This is a genomic window from Ktedonobacter sp. SOSP1-85, from assembly GCF_016587415.1.
Taxonomy (GTDB): Bacteria; Chloroflexota; Ktedonobacteria; order Ktedonobacterales; family Ktedonobacteraceae; genus Ktedonobacter.
In genome coordinates this window covers 5,904,478-5,925,285 of record NZ_BNJI01000001.1, presented here as the reverse complement: position 1 = coordinate 5,925,285, position 20,808 = coordinate 5,904,478, and the positions used below count along the sequence as shown (strand labels likewise).

At 55.2% G+C, this 20,808-nt stretch carries 15 protein-coding genes; 6 read left to right on the top strand and 9 right to left on the bottom strand.

Annotated elements, in window-relative coordinates:
- Positions 1 to 95: 95 nt before the first annotated feature.
- The 6 genes from KTE_RS24760 to KTE_RS24735 form a co-directional block, all read right to left on the bottom strand.
- Positions 96 to 2,015, bottom strand: a complete 1,920-nt coding sequence (locus KTE_RS24760) for an adenylate/guanylate cyclase domain-containing protein (RefSeq protein WP_201385700.1) — start codon at positions 2,013 to 2,015, stop codon at positions 96 to 98.
- 270 nt (positions 2,016 to 2,285) lie between these two features.
- A complete protein-coding gene (locus KTE_RS24755; RefSeq protein ID WP_201385693.1) occupies positions 2,286 to 3,185 on the bottom strand; it encodes a complex I NDUFA9 subunit family protein in 900 nt (299 codons plus the stop codon).
- Between the two features lie 307 nt (positions 3,186 to 3,492).
- On the bottom strand, positions 3,493 to 5,892 hold the full coding sequence (locus tag KTE_RS24750) for a sensor histidine kinase (protein WP_201385692.1): 2,400 nt from the start codon (positions 5,890 to 5,892) through the stop codon (positions 3,493 to 3,495).
- Between the two features lie 36 nt (positions 5,893 to 5,928).
- Entirely contained in the window at positions 5,929 to 6,690 is a 762-nt protein-coding gene (locus KTE_RS24745) for a response regulator transcription factor (protein ID WP_007909040.1), read from the bottom strand.
- Between the two features lie 211 nt (positions 6,691 to 6,901).
- A complete protein-coding gene (locus KTE_RS24740) occupies positions 6,902 to 7,342 on the bottom strand; it encodes a hypothetical protein (RefSeq protein ID WP_201385690.1) in 441 nt (146 codons plus the stop codon).
- Positions 7,339 to 7,749, bottom strand: a complete 411-nt coding sequence (locus KTE_RS24735) for an SGNH/GDSL hydrolase family protein (protein ID WP_201385688.1) — start codon at positions 7,747 to 7,749, stop codon at positions 7,339 to 7,341. The genes KTE_RS24740 and KTE_RS24735 overlap by 4 nt, the downstream gene beginning before the upstream one ends.
- Before the next feature lie 265 nt (positions 7,750 to 8,014).
- On the opposite strand from KTE_RS24735, the gene KTE_RS24730 reads away from it, so the two are divergent.
- The 5 genes from KTE_RS24730 (at position 8,015) to KTE_RS24710 (ending at position 13,608) form a co-directional block, all read left to right on the top strand.
- Entirely contained in the window at positions 8,015 to 10,270 is a 2,256-nt protein-coding gene (locus tag KTE_RS24730; RefSeq protein ID WP_201385686.1) for an alpha-amylase/4-alpha-glucanotransferase domain-containing protein, read from the top strand.
- A gap of 355 nt (positions 10,271 to 10,625) precedes the next feature.
- A complete protein-coding gene (locus KTE_RS24725; protein ID WP_201385684.1) occupies positions 10,626 to 11,333 on the top strand; it encodes a type 1 glutamine amidotransferase in 708 nt (235 codons plus the stop codon).
- Positions 11,334 to 11,621: 288 nt separating this feature from the next.
- Positions 11,622 to 12,590, top strand: coding sequence for a serine/threonine-protein phosphatase (locus KTE_RS24720; protein ID WP_307811963.1), 969 nt, complete (start codon positions 11,622 to 11,624; stop codon positions 12,588 to 12,590).
- Positions 12,591 to 12,883: 293 nt separating this feature from the next.
- Positions 12,884 to 13,189: a hypothetical protein gene (locus KTE_RS24715; RefSeq protein WP_201385677.1), complete on the top strand. Its 306-nt coding sequence runs from the start codon at positions 12,884 to 12,886 to the stop codon at positions 13,187 to 13,189.
- Positions 13,138 to 13,608, top strand: a complete 471-nt coding sequence (locus KTE_RS24710) for a CAP domain-containing protein (RefSeq protein ID WP_201387234.1) — start codon at positions 13,138 to 13,140, stop codon at positions 13,606 to 13,608. The genes KTE_RS24715 and KTE_RS24710 overlap by 52 nt, the downstream gene beginning before the upstream one ends.
- Before the next feature lie 66 nt (positions 13,609 to 13,674).
- On the opposite strand, the gene ftsH is transcribed toward KTE_RS24710, so the two are convergent.
- Both ftsH and KTE_RS24700 read right to left on the bottom strand, forming a co-directional pair.
- Complete coding sequence (gene ftsH / locus KTE_RS47730) at positions 13,675 to 15,987, bottom strand: ATP-dependent zinc metalloprotease FtsH (RefSeq protein ID WP_305068551.1); 2,313 nt, start codon at positions 15,985 to 15,987, stop codon at positions 13,675 to 13,677.
- Positions 15,988 to 16,503: 516 nt separating this feature from the next.
- Positions 16,504 to 17,316, bottom strand: coding sequence for a DUF554 domain-containing protein (locus KTE_RS24700; RefSeq protein ID WP_201385675.1), 813 nt, complete (start codon positions 17,314 to 17,316; stop codon positions 16,504 to 16,506).
- A 634-nt stretch (positions 17,317 to 17,950) separates the two neighbouring features.
- On the opposite strand from KTE_RS24700, the gene KTE_RS24695 reads away from it, so the two are divergent.
- Positions 17,951 to 18,757, top strand: coding sequence for a DUF4397 domain-containing protein (locus KTE_RS24695; protein WP_201385670.1), 807 nt, complete (start codon positions 17,951 to 17,953; stop codon positions 18,755 to 18,757).
- A 185-nt stretch (positions 18,758 to 18,942) separates the two neighbouring features.
- On the opposite strand, the gene KTE_RS24690 is transcribed toward KTE_RS24695, so the two are convergent.
- Complete coding sequence (locus tag KTE_RS24690) at positions 18,943 to 20,787, bottom strand: S9 family peptidase (RefSeq protein WP_201385669.1); 1,845 nt, start codon at positions 20,785 to 20,787, stop codon at positions 18,943 to 18,945.
- Between the last annotated feature and the right edge of the window lie 21 nt (positions 20,788 to 20,808).

Sequence of the window (20,808 nt, the reverse complement as noted above, 5' to 3'; positions counted from 1 at the left end):
GAGGAGTCTGGTGAACTTGAGCTTCCGAAAAAGCTCCCAAACCGCAGACCCGACGACTTCTGAAGAAGCCGCTGCGTCTTCAGCTCAGTGGTAGTTCACAGGGGGCCGAGGAGGTAGCGCACGGTCAGGGGGGTGGCTTTGTTTTTGACGGAGAGCTGGAAGGGCTGACCGGTTCTCACGTAGGGGTAGACCTGCTGATACGTGGTATCGTTCAGCAAGATATCATTGTCGGAGACGTTATTCTGCAAGCGCGAAGCCACGTTGACGACGTCGCCAATGGCGGTATAGTTCTGCATGCGCTCCTGGGAGCCGATATTGCCCACCGTGGCCAGGCCCGTGTTGACGCCAATGCCAAAGGAGATAAAGCGCTCCTGGGGATGCGTCTGCTGGTAGCCCTGCACGGCCATGCGCATCTTCCAGGCCGCGCGTACCGCGCGCAGGGCATGCTGCTCCTGTGGCAGGGGCGCGTTGAAGATGGCCATGACGGCATCGCCGAGAAAGGCGGTAATCGTTCCCTCCTCCTCCCAGATGGCCTCGCACATGATCCGCATATAGCGGTTAATCATATCCATCACGGCCTCGGGCGGCATGCTCTCGCTCAGGCGGGTAAAACCGCGGATATCCGCGAAGATGACTGAGATCTCTTTGGTCTCGCCGCCCAGGTTCAGGGCATTCTTATCCCGAATAAGTTGTTTAACGACATTAGGATGGACATAGCGTTCAAAAATGCCGCGGATCTTCTTGGTCTCGGCCTCCGAGCGCTTGATCTCGGTACGATCATCAATCACCAGGGCAGCCCCGATATGCGCTCCTTGCGTATCGCGTAGTGACGAGACGTAGAGGTTCAGGCTGAAGGGACCATTGAGGCGATTGGGGATGATACAATTATCCACCGAGCTGGGAACGAAGGTTCCGTGGGCATGGAGTTCCGCGTGCTCCAGAGCGTTGTGTAAGAGGTCGACAACACCAATATGAGCATGTGAAGCGAAGGCCTCGGTATAGTGCCGACCAATGGCCTGTGAATTATTTATTTGCAGAATCAGACCTGCGGAGGCATTAAACGTGGTCACATAGCCTCGGGAATCAATGGTCACAACGCCATTGGCGATAGAGGCAAAGATATTATCCATGTACTGCTTGTCATCTTGTACCTGTTGAATGGCGCGGTTGAGATCTGCGAAGAGGCGAGCATTATCGATAGCGATAGCGGCCTGGTTACAGAAGGCGACAAGCAGGTCCAGGTGTTGCTGCCTAAAGAGATTCGCGTTAATGCGACTATCAACATAGACCGCGCCAATGCAGTGGTCGCGCACCACCAGCGGCGCGCACATCATGGAGCGAATGCCAAAGGTCATGATGCTCTCATGTCCATTAAGCGAGGCATCGAGCTTGGCATCGTCGGAGACCAGCGGCTCCAGGGTAGTAATTGTGCGCTTGACCACGCCACGGCTGATCCCCGCAGTCATAAACTCGCTCTCGGGAATGGTACGAGCCTGCTTATCGCGCGCAATCTTGAACTCCAGGTCTTGCGTCTGCTGATCAACAAGCATGAGGAAGCCACGTTCGGCGCCGACGAACTCGATGACGCGGTCCATGACCAGGCGTAGGACCTCGTCGAACTCCAGGGTGGAATTCAGGGTGCGCGCGATATCGGCCAGGATCCCCTGTTCATCACGTTGTTTTTTGAGGAAGGTGATATTGGACTGTAATTCAGCACGTTCGCGCTCAAAAACGGCACGCGTGGCGGCAGTATTTCCTTTACCGCTGCTTGTGGAGAGTTGCTGGGTAGTCAAACGTTTGAGGGCCTGGCTGTTGCGCCCCAGTTCCAGGTCGGCCTTACGCGCAACGATCAGAGCATCCATTAACAAGCTCACACGTGGATCACCAGTCTGACCGGCATAGGTTCCCTCGACCGCGACTTCAAGCTTATGGGTATGCTCATGCAGCAGACGTGAAATGCGCATGAGCGATTCGCTAATTTCGTGTATATTGCTCATATCAAGCGCTTGTGTCACTCAGGTTCCTCCGTCTCTGCACAACCATGATCAGGTGAAATATGTACGCTTTCTGTAGAGAAGCTAATGGGAAAGGAATGCTACAACCTTGCTCGATGCAAAGGGCAGCCTAGACACAATTTACAGCTTGATTTACCAATAGCGAGGATCTTTTCCATTTCTTAGCAGTGCACAAAAAATGATGGGTATGTGTACCACAAGAGGTAGCATATGCCCATCATTATAACACATCAGCGGGCGTGAACACGCGCTATTTTACAACACAGCCGATTAAATTCCGTGCGTCTCCAGGTAGGTGCGAAAGGAGACGGGGGTAAAGCCAAAGTCGCGCTCGACGCTATTGATAGCCGTGGTATTGTCGAAAGAGAAAAGCGCCATGGCCGCGCGCGTCAGGGGTGGCTTGGGCAAGACGGCCTCCATCACCGCCGCGCCAATACCGACCAGGGGCATGGGCGCGTAAACCTTGGGACGTGACTTTCCCATGGTCTTAAGTAGGAGATCAAACACCTCACTAAACGAGTAGTACTCTGGTCCACCGATGGTATAGGTCTTGCCCTTTGTCTGCTCTGGCTCTTTGAGGACATACTCGATGACGCGCACAACGTCATCGACCAGGATGGGCTGAAACATGGTCTTGCCACCGCCAATGAGCGGCACCACGGGGGCGCTGGCGATCAGATCTGAGAGTCCTTTGATGAAAGGCGCTCCCTTGCCGAAGAGGACCGATGGCTGAATAATCGTCCAATCTAGTGTGCTCTCTTTCACCGCCTGCTCAGCCAGGTAGCGCCCCTGCATATAGCTGCCAGGCTTATCTGGCTTCGTCCCCAGGCCACCAATCTCGATGATGCGCTTGACACCCGCCTCCTGAGCAGCCCTCACTAAGTTACGCGTCCCCGTGACATTTGTCTCGTTGTAGTGGTTCTCCGCTGACTCTTTGCGATCAGCGGTCATAAAGGCCGCGTGCACAACGGTATCGATGCCCTGCAACGCCGCCTTGAGGGTCTCGGGGTGTATGGTCGAGCCTTCAACCAGCTCCACATTCGCGCCAGGCAGGCTCTTCTCCGCTTTTTTGCGATCACGCACCAGGCAACGAACCTGCTCTCCTTGCGCTGCCAGGCTCGTGACAAGGTGACTGCCAATGAATCCCGTGGCTCCAGTAATCAGTATCATATGTCCTCTCCTCGTGCCATGTTAACGCTCTCATCAGTTGTAGGGTCCATGCTGGCATGGACTCTTCCCGCTGAAATCGTGCAAATATTGACGGGGATGCCAGTTAGTCCATGCCAGCATGGACCCTACAACTGAGCATAAGACGCACGGATGGGCATTTTCAGGTGTGTTTTTCGCGTGAAGCGGCTCTGCCTGCTATGCGGAACTTCATATACAGTATAGCTAAAGAGAAGAGAACAAGGGAAGAGAGCCAGGCACTGGAATTATTCCTGAGCCTGGCAAGCAGGGGAAACGTGAGCGTACTCAGCTACATGATAGAGAGTCTACCAGGCGCAAATGTGCTGGCGGGGAGGACGAGACGTACCGCAACGCCGTGAGATGGCTCGCTCTGTACGGTCAGGCTCCCTCCTACAATCGCCAGTAAGGCGCTGTGCGTCAGGAGACCGCCCCCGGTTCCCGTCGTTGTGTTGCTGGCAGAGAGGATGCCCACTCCATCGTCGGCCACAATCACTTCCAGATCAGGATCGCAAGAGGCGCTGAGGGTCAACTTAAGCTTGCGGTGGACGTCGGCACCACGCGCATGGCGAGCGGCATTACGCAAGGCTTCCTGGACGGCGGCGAAAATAAGCTCAGCAATCGCGGGAGGAACCATGTCATCAATGATACGCGCTGTCTCTTCGGGGACCTGCCACTCCACCTCGTCAAAGGACTGGCGAAAATCCTGCGTAATCAGCGTATGAATGGCCTGCATCATGCCATCACGCTCCAGACGGTGAGGAGCGCTAGTGACGGTGGCACGCATCATCGCCGCTAGCTGGCGATGGGCATCGCTAATGATCGTTACGGCATCGTTGAAGGACTGCTCGGCCTGTTGAGAGCTGATCACCTCCTGGCGTCCCATGATGAAAGGACGCATGGTCTCCAGTTTGAGCAGGGCCAGGTGCATCTGGGGCAGAATCTCATCATGCAACACACGCCGCTGCTGTGCGCCCAGAAGTTTCACATCGACCGTACGCCGCCGCAGGAGGCCCGCCACAGCCAGCATGGCCTCATGGTCACGCAGGGTATCGAGAATACGCTGCCCACAGGCATGGGCAAGGTCCATATCTTCATCGGTAAAGCCCGCACCGTCTTCGCGCGGCCCCAGGTAGAGCTTCGCCACCAGACCCAGGTCATCATAGATTGGCACGACCCAGCAGAGGGCCTCGCGCCCCTGCAAGCGCAGTTGAATGCGATAGGCTTGCACTCGATAGGGTTTGCGCAGGCGACTGGTACGCCTCTCGTTCGGTACACTTACTGCTCGTTGTGGCGTAGTCTGTTGGCGTTCAAGCAAGGGGGGTTCCTGCGTCTCGGTCTCCTCTTCCTCGTGCCAGCGATAGCTAAAGCGACGCTTGATAGGTCCCGCCAGTACATCCAGGCGCGCGCACTCTACAGCCAGAACATCTTTACAGAGATGAAAGAAGAGATCCTCCATATTCTGCTCGGTTTTGCGCAGGTCCGTTTTAAGCCAGTGACTAAGTGTTGTGCTACGCAGGAAGGGACGGAGCATGCTGATATAGCGATCATGGGCGGTATAGTTGCTCCAGGTGAAGAGAGCATAGGTACCGGTCGCGAGCGAAGTCAGAATCAAGAGACCGCTCACATTACTGCGCGTAATGGCCACAAAGCACGCGATACCCACAGCCACCACACAGGAAACGATCACGATACCACGCCACTGCTCAAAAAAGCCACGGCGCGCCAGCGGGCGTTCGATCAAGATCCCATGCCGTACGACAGAATAGCCAATCAGGAGTAGAATACAGGCCACACAGCCAACGGCCAGGATATCGATGATCATCAGATTGAGGGGCAACATCTCGGCCTGGTGCCCGCTGACTGGTAAAGAGACGGGCTGTATTTTTCCATGTCTGAGCCAGTTGACCATAGACCAGACACCCAGCACCCCCAGACTCGTCGTTAAGGCCACCATCAGCAGCGCGGCCAGGAGCAAGCCGGGGCGGGCCTGGTGCCACGAGAGCACAGGCTCCTCCAGTTGTTCCGCCTCCGTCTTATCCTCCCAGAACGCATCGACAATATTGTTTCCCAGTGAAACTTTGCGTAGGCGCGTGCGCTTTCCAATAAGGAAGAAGAGAAGCACTTTGAGCAGGCGCGCCACCCTGCCTGGCGTAAACCAGGGTCCAATGGCGCAGAACGTCACATAGACCAGAAACATGATGGGCAGCAGGACCAGGGGCGAGAAATAGCCCGTACTGGTGTCCTGGGGAATATCGTCATAGGCAAAGAGGCGGATCGACCTGGCGAAGGTAAAGGTCGCCTGGTTGAGTACAAGCAAGAGCAGGACACTGCCACCCAGCAGCGCGCTACAGAGCAGCAACAGGGGGCGGCGCCGCTCCCATTTGACATTGATTAGCGAGGCATAGTGCAGCCCGATCATAAACCAGATGTAGGGAACGCCCAGCGCAGGCAGCCAGATCAGGCGCCAGAGGGTATCGGCAGTGACCAGCGAGGCCGATTGGGCGTAGGGACCCGAGATCAGCAGGGCATGGATAAAGAAGAAGAGCGCCGAAAGGATCAGCCCGACCACACCCACGCGCGCAATCATACTCCGCCGGTCGCCATTGAGCCAGACCGTGCAGGCCAGCCATAAGAAAGCCATCAGGTTAAAGATGGAGAGCGCCAGAGAAAATACATGTGTCAGTTGCATAATGTCAAAAAACCGTTCGTGGTCATGGCTATACAGTTACTTGAAAAGTGGGACCCACTCGCCACGTCGATCCTGCACGAGGGGAGTGCCCTGCTCATCCCACATGATAAGTCTGTTCTGTAGGTAGATTAGGGTCGCCCGAGCGCGAGCTACCTTATCATCGACGGCATTCTCGCTCAGCCCCCAGGCGGCATAGATACGCCCATTGGTCCGGCTGACCGCGCGCTTATCATGCAGATTGAGGCGAGCGGCAATCTGCTCGTTGGTCATACCCTGGGCCATCAGTTCAGCAACGCGGAGTTCGTTCGGCTCCAACAGGGCGAGTGGCGACTGCTCATCCAGGTCACGCACCTCCTGCACGCGGTCCTCGATCTCCGGGTCCACCAGGCTCCGTCCATTGACGGCATCCTTCAAAAGTGGCACCAGCATGCTAGGAAGCAGGTAGTTACTCTTGCGGACATAGGCATAGTGCGTCAAGATGCCCGCGGCACGAAACTCACGATAGTATTCATCGTCATCCTGAATGGAGTAGAAGACCACTGGCATACGGGGTCGTTCACGGCGTATGGCCACGGCGGCGGCAACACCACTCATAGCGTTTCGCCCCACCTGGGGGTCCTGCAATTGCACATCCATCAAGATCACATCCATGTCGAGCTCAAGTGCCTTCGCGACCGCCTCACGACCAGTCGCGGCCTCCTCAACCACCTGGACACTGCCAGTCGCCTCTAATCCCTCACGCAGCGCCTTGCGCAGCGGTCCATGATCATCAACCAGTAACACCTTTATGCTTGACATTGCTTCCTGCCTTACTCATCGCGCATCACACAAATCAATGCGTCACCAGTATAGCAAGTTTTGCGTCCCTCGCCCAGGGTTCGCGCGCAGCAAAATACGCACACAAGACACAGGGAGAGCGCGAACGCCGCTGAGATGGGACCTCTCTTTTGCGGTGAGATGGCATTCGCGCTCTTGACTAAGATAAGGCCTACAGGGTGTTCAAGCGGGGCTAATAGCCCAGAGTATCCTCAAAAGTTTGCGCGATGACCTGGTAGCCCGCGTCCTTTGAATGGATATCCTTGAATACACTACACATCCAGGTATAGGTACAAGTGTTGGGATTGGGTGTGGTAGTACCCCCAAAGCGCGAAAAGACATCCGCTAGTAGCCCATAGCCCGCCACATCCTGCGCCAGGTGCTGGTTGACGAGTTGGGTATAGGGCACGGAGTTCGGGCAGATGTTTTGATAGGGATCGTAGTAGTTCATCAGCACAATATCCCCGGTCACGACCCCATTGACCGTCAGGGCAGCGCGGATCTTGGGCAGAATCACCTGTGTCAGGTTGGCATCCAGTTGGGCGAGTTCGGCATTAAAACTGGCGACATCCGTGGCACAGGTCGAGGTATTGAGGCTGCCTTTGATATCGTTGGCGCCAATATCCAGCGTCACCGGACTGACCTTGCCAGGATTGAGGTACAGGTAGAGCAGGGCCGCGTCAAGTTGATCGCCAACATAGGGATACTTGCGCAGGTAGGAATAGGGGCATCCCCCTTGATCATCGTCGTACTCGTCTCCCCAGGGCAGGCAAAGTTCGCCAGTGACGTTGTCCCATGCCCCTTCAAGTTAGAGTAGAGATAGTCCGCATAGCCATGACTAAAATCCAGGTCGGGCTGGAAACCAAAGGCAAGTGAATCACCCACAGCAAGATAATGCTGTTTGGGTCCAACCAGGGTTACCTGCGCACGGGCAGAGGCAGCACCAACAGAGAATGTGAGGAACAATAACATGGCCAACAGCAAGGAGGTCGCCAGGCGGCGAAGAGGAAACTGTTTACGCAAAAAAGTCTTTTCAAGCACGTCCTTGTACTCCTGTCATATGGACAAGTAGAGAGCTTGCCGTCCGTTCCTTCGTACGTTAAACAGGAGAGAGGTATCCATCCTGAGGTAGAGTATACCTGGGAAGGGCGCGGATTTCAAGCAAGAAATCCGTCACAATGCGTGTCACGCTGCTTATGGAGCACACGTAGAAGGTTGCTAAACTTCAATATGGAGAACGTGCAGTTCTGGGGCATGTTATAGTTGAAATAAGGATATTGTTCTACGACCAACAAGGTGAAAGCAAATGCCAACAGGGAGTAACAATCACATCTATTTCGGTCTTCTCCTGCATAATCACCAACCCGTCGGAAACTTCCCCTGGGTGTTTGAAAAGGTGTACCAGGAGGCCTATCTACCCATGCTCAAAGCCCTGGAACTTCATCCGGGGGTACGCGTCTCGCTACACTACACTGGCTCATTACTCGATTGGCTCATGGAGGCACACCCCGAGTTTCTGCAACGCCTCTCGGAACTAGTAAAGCGCGGGCAGGTGGAGATTGTCGGTGGCGGCTACTATGAACCAATCCTGCCCTCTATTCCCGACGCAGATAAGGTTGGGCAGATTCGGCATCTAAGCGAGAAGTTGCAGCAGGTCTTTGGCAGAACGCCCAGCGGCATGTGGCTGGCAGAACGCGTCTGGGAGCCGGCACTGCCACGTTATCTGCACGAGGCCGGGATACAATGGACGGTTGTAGATGATGTCCACTTCAAGTATGTGGGGCAGGAAGATAACGACCTCTACGGCTACTATGCCACCGAGGATCAGGGTCACATGCTCAAAGTCTACGCGACCAGTAAGATGTTGCGCTACACCATCCCCTGGCGCCCCGTCGCGGAGACCATCGACACGCTGCGCTCGCTTGCAACTCCTGATGGCACCCGTATCCTGGTCATGGGCGATGATGGCGAGAAGTTTGGTAGCTGGCCGGAGACTGATCGCTATTGCTGGGGTACCCAAACGGAGCCAGGCTGGGTCGAGACCTTCTTTAGTGCGCTAGAAGAGCATAGTTCCTGGCTCCATACCATCCCCCTGGGGGAGTATGCTCAGAAGCAACCAGCTCTGGGGCGCATCTATCTCCCCACAGCTTCATATGTTGAGATGAGCGAGTGGGCGCTGCCTCCGCGCAAGGCCTATAGCTTTGGCAAGCTCCTGCATAAATACGAAGAGACGCACCAGGACGAGGCCTTGCAATTTATGCGCGGCGGCTTCTGGCGCAACTTCCTGGTGCGCTACCCCGAAATCAATAACCAGCATAAAAAGATGCAGCACATCCACCATAAGGTCTATAAGGCGGGCGCAACCGACGAGCATGGACTCCATCATCTCTGGAAGGCTCAGGCCAACGATACCTACTGGCATGGCCTCTTTGGCGGCATCTACATGACCCATGTGCGCTCAGCCATCTATCATCACCTGATCAAAGCAGAGAACGCGGCTGATCGTGTGCTGCACGGTACCGCGCCCTGGCAGCAGTATACGTTCACCGATTTTGACTTTGACACACGCGATGAACTGCTCGTCGAAAGCGATCAGCAGAACCTCTACTTCGATCCCCAGCGCGGTGGCACACTCTTTGAATGGGATATGCGCCGCAGCGCGCATAATGTCCTCAGCGTCATATCACGCCGTGAGGAGAGCTATCACCGCACCCTGCGCGAGCATGAACAGGAGCGCCGCAAGCAGTCGGCTCTGAGCGCGCAGGCCGAGAAGAAAAGCAGTGATGAGAAGAGCGATGTGCAGGAGCCAGCCTCACCCCATACCGCAGTCCGCACTAAAGAGCATGACCTGGACCGCCATCTAACTGTTGATCGCTATCGACGCGCCAGCCTGGTTGACCATTTCTTGCCACCAGGACTCCCCATGAACTCCTTCGCGCACAACCGCTATGAAGAATATGGCAACTTCGTAGAGCGCCCATACCAGGCCGCAGTCAAGCAGGATGCCACCGGCACCGAGATCACTCTCTCACGCACCGGAAGCGTACGGCGAGCCGGGGCCCTGAATCCCTTACCGCTTCATCTCAGTAAAAAGATCGTGCTGCCACCGGGGGAAGAAGGCCTCAGTATTCGCTATGAACTGACCAATCAGGGCCAGGCCACCTTGCAGACACGCTTCGCCTGTGAGTGGAACCTTAACTTCCTGGGTGGTGGTGCAAACGAGCAGGCCTATTATTACCTCAAGCAACGGGAGCCAGCCAGGGTGCCCTTTGATGGCACAGAAGAGCTACACGAGGTCCAGGAGCTGCATATGGGCAATGCCTGGCTGCAACAGGACCTGCGGCTGGAAGTCAGCAAACCTGCAACCCTCTGGCGTTTCTCACTGGACACGATTACCGGCTCAGAGGCTGGATTTGAGCGCACCCACCAGGGGAGCTGCATGTTGCTCACCTGGCCGCTCGAACTGGCACCTGGGGAGACCTGGAGCGTCGAGATGGCCTGGACGGGCCAGCCTGAACTCATAGCAGCCACTGAATCCTTCTTCTCCAGCGTGGCACGCTAGTGGAACAACGCTGCTAAAGCACGCGTCTACATATCATGTGTTATATGTAGACGCGTGCTTTAGCAGCGTCGGACAAGACTCCACCCCATTAGTACTAATGCCTACGGGCATACCTGTAAAAAGACGTGATAGAATCATAGAAGCTCTTTATTAGCATAGAGTACGCCATGGGCAAGTTCTTTCAGGTTAATGGTGTGGTGCATCCTGGCAACCACCGGTTGCCAGGATGCACCACACCATTAACCGAGGTGAGCGACGCAAGCGCGAGGAATCAGGCCCGGCAGCGACCTATAACATAGAATAAATTCAATATAAAAACAATGTGGCGCAAGGCCACCTGAAGGACTATATACGAATGAAGCCAGTTCTGTTTTTACAGCATGACGGTGAAGACCCACCTGGTTTCCTGGGAGAATTGCTCCAGGAGCATGCTATAGCGTTTGAGGTATGCGACGTGACCCGCTCAAGGCAGTTGCCAACCCTGGGTGACTATAGCGCGGTTGTCGCCCTGGGTGGCGCACAGCAAGCCTATGATGAGGTGAGCTACCCCTACTTTGTAGAAGAAAAGGCCTGGCTACGGGAGCTTGTAGCACGCGAGATCCCTTACCTGGGGCTTTGCCTGGGTGGGCAACTCCTGGCCTCGGCGCTGGGGGCAGAGGTACGCCAGCATACCCAGGCCGAGATCGGGTTCTTTGACATTCCCCTGACCGACGCGGGTAGACAGGACCCACTCTTTAAGGGCCTCCCTGATATTGGACGCGTCTTCCACTGGCATATGGACGTCTTTGACCTCCCCAAAGATGGAAAGCTCCTGGCAAGCAATGCCTGCGCGCCACACCAGGCCTTTCGCTACGGCCAGCATGCCTATGGCCTTCAGTACCATATTGAGGTCACGCCCGCTATCCTGGCAAGCTGGATGCGCTCGCTGGAGCCTGAAACCTCAACTGAGATCCGCGACCATCTCGCGGCGATCCAACGCGATCCAGGCGCCTACTTTCCAGCCTATCATGCACACTCACGCCAATTGTTTCGCAACTTCCTGCGCTTAAGTGACTTAGCATGAGGTTTAACGATATACGCAGAAACTCTTTTCTTTTCTGCCCTCTTTCTGCTATACTTGCACTCATGACCTATTCTTAGAGCATCTTAGAGGTTTTCTATATGCAAACCAACAGTCGTAAATTGTACAATGCGCTGTCATTCCTGCTCACATAGCAACGCTGTAGAGAGGCTAGCATGCCTCTGTTCAGTACAGCATGCATGATCGCTTCTTGCGTAACGTAATAATTGATAGTCCTATTGATAGTCCTGTGAGATATACTAGAAAGTATCGCTAGCATCGGACAAGACTATGCATATATTGCTCGAAAGGCCGCATTCGACGAAGATGCCGCAGAATAAAATTCATACTAATCCTTCAATAAAAAATTTTTCTGGGTCTGCACTCCCACCCTTTACCTTTTCTCTTCGTACTATTGCCTGCGAACGACATCCAACGCGGAATGAAGATAGCGTACTCGTGGATGAGCGCACTGGCCTGGTCGCAGTGTTCGATGGTGTTGGAGGAAGTGCCGCGGGTGAGATTGCCTCCCAAACAGCCCACTATGCCGCCCTCCAGCAATGGCGACGCCGCCTGCGCCAATTCCAACCTGGGCGCAAGGTTCTGACCATTCCAGAAGCCTCAGCGCAGGCTAATTTCTGCGGGCTATTAGAAGAACTCATCTATGATGCCGATGACCAGGTACGCACCGAAGGGGCGCGCCGCGCTGGCACCGACGATCTCGCCACGACAGTCGCGCTGGCAGCAATCTCTCGTCAGGCCAGGGCAGGCCACTACACGCTCTACTATGCTCATGTGGGAGATAGCCGTATCTACCTGGCACGGGAGAAAGAGCCGATGCAGCGCCTCACCAAGGATGATGGTCTGCTGGCCAAGCTCGTCGAAAACCGCATCATTGATGAAGAGAACGCGCTCCGTATAGATCAGGCCCAGACGGCTGGACAGCTCTCAGATACCGAACTCAGCTACTTCCGCCTGCGGGGAGGCATCACCCAGGCCCTGGGCGGCCCCTTGCCACCAACCATTCATATCGATGAAATCAGCATTCAACCAGGGGATCGCGTTCTGCTCTGCACTGACGGCGTTCATGATAATCTCACCGATGAAGAAATTGAGCATATTCTACGCAGCACGCCCCGCGACACCACGGCACGCGAACTTGTACGCCACTCCCTCAATCGCTCACATGAGAGTCGCAGCGCCACCATTCGCGCCAAGCCCGACGATATGAGCGCAGTCGTCATCACCTGCCGCTTTTAACGCGCAATGCTCTATGCTGACCAGGGATAGCTTTTCACGCCTTCCAGCAGACAAAAAGTACTATACCAGCGGCAAATGTATGCATTGATACCCACAAATGCGTTACCCTATAAGAGGCCACGTCCATGGACCGGGCGCGCCTCTTATTTGCGCTTTTGCTGTATGTCTTATTATTGCTGATCCTGGTCATCTATATCGCGAGCAATCCAACAAAAATATTTCATAAAGTCAGAGGTTCTCTGACAAAATTATCTTCGTATTGCGTGTCTTCTTAGGAGGGGTAGGTAAGTATCTTGAGTAAGAATACGTCCTGGTTCATGTTATGTGCTACGGTGTGCTGCCTCTTGTGGAGCAGCATTCTCCTGACGGCCTGTGGATCGCAGGCGCCAGAGGTCAGAGGGAAGAATACACCTCATACCATAGCGCGTGACAATATTGAAGAAAAACACGCCACCCCAACACCTGATACCCCCTACAAGCCCAAGCCACGACACCCACGCCTACACCTACCCAGAAGCCAGCAGGGGCCGCAGGCGGACCCACCAATATTCCGGCTACCGGCTCGGGAGCCGCTCCATATGGCTCTCCTCCAGGGCTAACCGCGCTCGAACAGCAGCTAACACAACAGCTTTTTAATCAGATCAACAGCGACCGGGCAGCGCGTGGACTCTACGCCTATCAGTGGAATACGACGCTGGCAGGGGGAGCACGCCTGCATAGTTGGAACATGTTCCATTGTGGCTTCAGCCATACTTGCCCTGATGGCCTGGACCAGTGTCAACGCATCGCTAACGAAGGTTTCGCAGGCTATAGCGACTGTGGCGAGAACATTGGCGAGGCGGGACCATCAAGCCCACCCTGGACGAATGTCTACGCCGTGCATATGAGCATGGTCAACGAGCCGCCTACGGGCTGGCACCGCATTCACCTCTTCAGCACAACGCTTCATCGCATAGGCATTGGCGTCTACGTTGATCCCAGCGGCTGGGTCTGGTTTACCGAAGACATGGTAAGTTAAAGACGAGAAAAAGCAGCAGGACCGGGAAGCGCTGCTTCCCGGTCCTGCTGCTTTTTCTCACTGACATTAAGCATGTGGTTTTGCCCCTATCAGGGCTTCAAACTGTGTACGATCCAGGGATTCTTCCTCCATCAGGATAGAGGCCAGGTGTTGCAATTGCTCATTATGCTCGGTCAGGATGTGGGAGGCGACCGCGCGCCCCTCCGCGAGAATACTCAGTACTTCTGCGTCCACAAGAGCATTCAAGCTCAGTCCAACACTCGCTGTGGCAGGCGAGGACTCGACGTTGCCCATGGGCAGTGCAGGTGGAAGGGCGCCTCCTTGTAGCACAGGCTCTCCGTGAGCGTTCAGGGCCAGGTCGCGAGAGTGCAGGTCTGCACGGCGACGCATATTCAGCCCATATGCCCCTTCTCCGGCTTGATAGTCGGCAAAGACCAACCCCAGTTGCTTGCTCATGCCCCAGCGCGTCACCATCTTTCGGGCCAGGTCCGTCACTACCTGAAAATCGTTCTCGGCCCCCGTGGTCACATGCTGCTCGCCAAAGGTCAACTCCTCGGCGACTCGTCCACCCAGGCCAATGGCAATCTTCGCGATCAGGTACTCGCGACTATAGTTATAGCGGTCCTCTTCGCTCATGAAGTGCGTCACACCCAGGCTCTGGCCACGCGGCAGAATGGTCACACGGTTCACCACGTCGCCCTCAGGGAGGTAGTGCGCGACCAGGGCATGTCCGCCCTCGTGAATGGCAATGATGCGGCGCTCGCGCTCATTCATCACCAGGGGACGGAGTGCTCCAAGCTGTACACGCGCCAGGGCCTCCTCAAAACAAGGATGAGGAATGCTGGGGAGATTGCGCCGGGCCGCACTTAGGGCCGCCTCATTGACCAGGTTTGCCAGGTCCGCGCCGGTCATGCCCGTGGTGATGCGTGCGATCCGCTCAAGGCTCACGTCCGCGTCCAGAGGGGTGTTGCGCGTATGCACACGCAGAATCGCCTCGCGACCCACACGGTCGGGCGGCGAGACCATAATGCGCCGATCAAAGCGGCCTGGGCGTAACAAAGCACTATCAAGAATATCGGCCCGATTCGTTGCGGCCAGCACTACGACGGCATGGCGCGCATCAAAGCCATCCAGTTCTACAAGCAACTGATTCAGGGTTTGATCGCGCTCATCGTTGCCGCTCATGCGCATGGAGCGCTTGCGCCCCACCGCGTCTATCTCGTCGATAAAGATGACACTGGGAGAAGCCTGCCGTGCCTGATTAAACAGGTCGCGTACTCGGCTGGCGCCCACACCTACAAACATCTCTACAAACTCCGAGGCACTCATGGAGAAGAAGGGAACCTGGGCCTCCCCGGCCACCGCTCGGGCTAAGAGGGTTTTGCCGGTTCCTGGAGGGCCAACAAGCAAGGCGCCGCGTGGAATACGCGCCCCCAGGCGATTATAGCGCTCGGGGCGGCGTAAGAACTCGACGATCTCCTCCAGTTCGCTGCGCACCTCGTCGATACCTGCAACATCTGCGAAGGTGACACGGTTCTCTTCAGCAATACGCGCCACACGCGCCTTCGCAACTGCCTCCCCACCAGTGACATTGACCGGGCCACGGCTCTGCTCTTTGCGCGCCTCGCGTGGCTCATGCCCTGAGCGAGGGACCTCTTTCGCACGTTCAAAGCGGCGCACACGGTTCTTGCCCATCTGCGTAATACGCTCATCAATCGTTTTCTCTAGACTGGACCGATTACGCATCAGCGTGTAACCGAGTATGACCAGCGCGCCAATGAGAAAGGGGAGGAATCGCCATAGATACACTAACCAATCAGCCGTTTGTGCCACGGGAATCGTCCTCACCTGCACTTGCTTGCTCAAAAGCAAGACCATCAACTGCTCATCGCCATTTACTGGCATTTGTGTATGTACCGCACGCTCTGTATCAAGTATCTTCCCCCCGGGCGAATTGCCAGTGCTGATATAGCGATTCCAGGCCTGTATATCCTGGCTCTTCTGTTCTACGGCCACCTTCGCCGTAGTCGGGGCAGCTGGCGATGTGCTCGCCAAAAGTGGTTGATTCAGGAGCGCACTCATCTCATTGCCGCGAATATTCACCGCCCAGACATGTCCCACCTCCACTTGCTTCACAAAATCACTATAAGAAAGCGCTGTCTCGTTGGCAGGCGTGGTATTCGTGAGTGTCGGGGGTCGGAGCTGACTCGCCACGATATACAAAAGCCCCAGGAGCAACACGATCAATACACCTGTACATAGCACACTGCGTTCTTCAAGAAGCAGCCTTCGGAGCCTGCGCCCAAAGTGCTCAGTTCTTCTCTGCCACTGCCTGGTATTCTCAGACAGTTTGTTACGGCGACCCGCCTTGTCGTCCATTCATACACCTCGTCGGAAAGACCACACAGCCGGACCTATATGGTTGATCCTTCGTGTCCATACAAGCACACATCAGCCCAGTTAGAGGGCCATTAAACACCTATTAACCGTTGAAACACACATCTATCCTGCTATAGAGCAGGAAATAGACCGTAAAAAAGCATCTGGAAGTAAAAAAGTGTGCATTTATGGACAATTACCAACAGTGTACTGCTTTCAGCGAGAAAAGCGGCATGATCGGTACTTTCTTCTCAAAAGCATGAAAATTAATTAATATACCTCTATGTATATCATTATAAATCAACGCCGAGAACTCAGCAGAATTGCTGACCTCTCTTTAGGGCGCAGCAAGCCATACATTTGAGTTATGAAGATTTTGCTCTCGCATGCCTGGTATAGTCTATACACGTTAGGGGAGACATCTCTTGATACATCTTGAGAGCCTAATATTACTAGGAATGGGGTGTCGTAAAAAGGCCGCCAGCCTTTTTACGACACCCCATTCCTAGTAATATCTTAACCTCCCAGGCCGAAGTCGAGGGGAATATGCAGGATATTGAGCAGGCCAACCAGTAAGGGGGCAATCAGCAAAGCTGGAAGCATGTTCGCAACTTTGATCCGCTCCGCCCACAAACTCTGCGACTGAATGCCAAGGATATTGAGCGCCAGGGCGATAAGAATTGTCCCACCTGCGGCGGAAAGCTCGATGACGCGTGGCTGCATTCCCAGCGCCAGGGCGGGATTCGAGATGAGTAGAGGCTTGATCAGGCCCGCCAGCAGTGAGATACCTCCCTGCACGATAAGCACCGTCGCCCCAGCAAAAAGCACGCCTCGTCCAAAGCTGCTGGCAAAAATAATCGCGGAAAAGCCATCCAGGATAGCTTTGATAGCCAGCAAGCGAAAGTCGCCCGTCAGGCCATCCTGTATCGAGCCGAGAATCGTCAAGGGTCCCACACAGAATTGCAGGCTCGCCACCACAAAAGCCGCGGTAAAGTGTTGCTCGCGACCCGTCTTATCGACCCGTCGCTTCAGCGAATCACCCAACCAGTTAATGCCGCCATCAATATTGAGAAGTTCCCCCACTACCACACCAATCACCAGGGCCAGAAGCGGAATCAAGGCGTTCTCCGTCTTCAAGGCGCTACTCATCCCGATCACAATCGTCATAATACCAATCACAATAATGACGCCCTGCTTAATCCGCTCGGGGAGGCGATCTCCAATCAACAGGCCAATGATGCCTCCCAGCATGACCGTAGCAAAGTTTAAGAGTGTTCCACGCAACGGCAAGGCTGCCATATCAGAGAGAAGTGTATTTGCTAGTAGCATTCCTCATAAGTTCCTTATTCTCAAAAGGCATACGCAATGTCAGATGTAAACTTCTGTTAGATCCCCTTAGCATAGCATGCGCTCAAGCATAGACGGTAATCAGTAGCCCAACGCTGCTAAAGCACATCGATGAGCACATGTACACCCTCCCTGGATACTGGCAATAGGAGATTCCCTCCTCCCATTCATCGACCCACGAGGAGCCTGCCACAAACCTGGCCCTCTTCAAAGGCTCCTCCCACTTCTTCATCGCGCCCCTCCCCTCTAAGGAACTCAGCCACCATTTTGCTGTGTCTGTATACTGCTAACGAACAAGCAAACAACCTGCCGGCAACACCGGGGAAATGTCATCTCTGTGTCGAAAGGTTAAAGAATTTGACCATCTTCTGCTTGCTATTCCATCTCTATATCGGAACGCATGTGAGAAGGTGAGGAGGGAAACAAACACTTGTGAGCCGCACAACTCACAAGCCTGGCAGGCTGACACCCTGTACGTTGGTCAATCGAATAGCACTCTTGCCGGCAACATAGCCAACCTCTGTGTATGCATATGGGAACAGAGACGACCTCTAGTCTCCTCTGGCATACCACTTCGAGGAGCTATGTGTACACCAACACAAGGAGTTTGCCTATCATGAGATACCAGACTATGCAATCGCACCAGGCAACTGGCAGCTTGCTTTACCGGGCCACAATCCCCCTGGCGATGCTTGCGCTTGCCTGTGTCTGCGTACTGGGCGTCCGCGCGGCCGAGGCCGCTTCACGCGACAATGACGCTCATGTGCGCATCGTGCATGCCTCGCCCAAGGCGGGTCCCGTCGATATATTCGTAGATGGAAAGAAGCTCTTAAGCGACTTCTCGTTTGGCACGGTGACGGACTATAAAACGCTTACTCCTGGCAAGCATGAAATTAAGGTTGCCCCCGCGGGGAAAGGCGAGAACGCAGCGGTCATCACGGCCAATGCCAATGTCAAGCAGCATGGCTACTATACCATCGCGGCGACTGGTAGCAAGCAAGGCGACTTCTCAGTGAAGGGGTTTAAAGATGATAATACCGGTAGTACCAAAGATGCCAAGGTACGCGTCTATCATCTCTCACCAGACCTGGGCACACTCAACGTCACGACCTCTGACAATAAAAAGATTGTCAGCGATTTACACTATGAGCAGGCCAGCGATTACATAACCGTTCCAGCTGGAAGTTATACGCTAAATGCGACAGCAAGCAAAACTGATAAGAAACTCCCTATTAAAGCTGATGTAAAAGATGGCAAAGTCTATAGCTTCTTCGTACTCGGAGAGCAGAATGGCCATCCTCCACTGACCTATAAGGTACAGTCCGTCGCTGCGCAGAGCACGGCGGCACAGCCAGGTCAGACACCAACGGGGACCGCGACCAAAACCGTAACACCTGCGACGACCAAGTCGCCAACACGTTAACGATACGCGAACGCGGCTAGTCGTTCGCCACAAATTTGAACATGGAAAGGCTCGCCCTCCTGACGTATGCTCCGGCGGGCCTCTCCATGTTCTCTCCTTCGAGAACACATGTTACCCACAAACAGACATCCGGCCCGGCGCGTGCTTCAGCAGCGCCGGACCACACACAGATCAAGCAACCGGGCTTATTTGCTAGCTACGCCTTTTACGTGGGAGTCGAGGAAATCGGCGATGGCGGGATAGGCCTTGAGGCGATTATCGCGCTTGATCAGGCCATGTCCTTCATCTGCGAAGACGAGGTACTCAACAGGCACATTGCGCTGGCGCAGGGCATTCACCACCTGCTCAGCTTCGCCAAGGGGGACGCGTGGATCGTTGGCACCATGCACGACGAAGAGCGGAGCCGTAATCTTATCTACCGCGTGAATGGGCGAGATCTGTTCCAGAAACGCCCGGTCCTGCTCCAGGGTGCCATATTCGGCCTCGCGCCATTTGCGGCGCCAGGGACCAGTGTTCTCCAGGAAGGTCACGAAGTTCGCGATGCCCACGATATCGACGGCCGCCGCCCAGAGATCAGGGTAGGTCGTCACAGCCGCAAGCACCATGAAGCCTCCATAGCTACCTCCATAGACAGCGATCCGCTCAGGATCGGCGATACCGCTTTCGCGCAGCCATTCAACGGCGGCCTTGAGATCGGCCACTGAGTCCATCCGCTTGCGCACATCGTCGAGGCTCTGGTAAGTATAGCCATAGCCCGTACTGCCACGGACATTGGGGGCGAGAACCGCGTAGCCACGCGCCACGAGATACTGGTAGATAGGGTTAAACCAGGGACGCTCCTGGGACTCTGGTCCCCCATGCACACTGATCACCACGGGCAGGTTTTTCTGCGCGCCCGCAGGCTGATAGAGAAATGCGGGAATATCGCGCCCATCAAAGGAAGGGTAGCGCACCACTGCCGGCGCGACAAAGCTAGCGCGAGGGATGCCTCCAGTTGAACTCAAGGTAGCACGCTGGATATGCCCGCCAGCCATGTCCCAGATCCAGATGTCGGTCGGTTCATCCGCTCCGCTCAGAGTAATCGCCAGTTTCGCCCCATCCTGCGACCACGCCAGGTCAAGCACGACGCTCTTAGGCAACGTTGGAGCCAGCAAGACATGACGCTGCTCCCAGCCTTGCGCAACATCAAAGAGTTCGAGACGCGAGATACCATCCTCATTGATCACCATAGCCAGGGAGGCGCCATCCCTGGTGACAGCCAGCGCCTCCACATCCCAGGGAATATCACTAAGGTAACGAAGCTCGGTTGTGGCCAGGTCCAGGTAGGCCAGGGAGAGAAAATCGCGCTCCCGATTACAGAGCAAGTAGAGGCCCTTGCGATCCGCTGACCAGAAGGGAGTGGCATACAAGGCGGCCCCCTCGCCCAGGTCCGGCGTCAGGTCTCGTGCCTCGCCAGAATCAATATCTATCAATATAAGTGAATTGCGTGATAGCGACTCCACCCGTCTCACCAGGACCTGTTTGCCATCGGGAGAGTAGTGTACTGGCATGTTTGAGCCGTCCTGCTCCAGCAGCAAACGGCTTTCTCCAGTGTTTACCTGCATCTCATAAACATCAAAGAAGCGAGCGTCACGCTCATTGCTGCTATAGACAATACGCTCTCCATCAGGCGACCAGCCACCGAAGGAATGCATGACCTCGGGCTTCTCGGTCAACGCACGAAACTCGCTGCCATCGGCGCTCAAAAGGAAGAGCTGTGCCCGCTCATTGCCGCCGATATCCCCGCTTACCAACAGCGTATCGGCATGTGGCGCAAAGGTGGCACTAGAAACGCGCTCCCCCCGAAACGTCAACTGTTGCGGCCAGGCTGGCTCCTGCAAATTGGGCTGGTCGATAGAGACATTCCAGACTTCCGCCACCCCGGTAATATTGGTCAAGAAGCTAATATGCTGACCATCAGGCGAAAAACTGGCCCCTGTGGCCGAGCGAACATTGAGATATCGTTCGAAACTATATATTTCTTTTGTCACGTTATAACCTCTCAAGGGCAT

Coding starts and splice junctions, on each gene's coding strand:
- KTE_RS24750 (WP_201385692.1), bottom strand. CDS start 5,892: ATGCAACTGACACATGTATTTTCTCTGGCGCTCTCCATCTTTAACCTG.
- KTE_RS24720 (WP_307811963.1), top strand. CDS start 11,622: ATGCATATATTGCTCGAAAGGCCGCATTCGACGAAGATGCCGCAGAAT.
- KTE_RS24745 (WP_007909040.1), bottom strand. CDS start 6,690: ATGTCAAGCATAAAGGTGTTACTGGTTGATGATCATGGACCGCTGCGC.
- KTE_RS24755 (WP_201385693.1), bottom strand. CDS start 3,185: ATGATACTGATTACTGGAGCCACGGGATTCATTGGCAGTCACCTTGTC.
- KTE_RS24725 (WP_201385684.1), top strand. CDS start 10,626: ATGAAGCCAGTTCTGTTTTTACAGCATGACGGTGAAGACCCACCTGGT.
- KTE_RS24730 (WP_201385686.1), top strand. CDS start 8,015: ATGCCAACAGGGAGTAACAATCACATCTATTTCGGTCTTCTCCTGCAT.
- KTE_RS24695 (WP_201385670.1), top strand. CDS start 17,951: ATGAGATACCAGACTATGCAATCGCACCAGGCAACTGGCAGCTTGCTT.
- KTE_RS24700 (WP_201385675.1), bottom strand. CDS start 17,316: ATGCTACTAGCAAATACACTTCTCTCTGATATGGCAGCCTTGCCGTTG.
- ftsH (WP_305068551.1), bottom strand. CDS start 15,987: ATGGACGACAAGGCGGGTCGCCGTAACAAACTGTCTGAGAATACCAGG.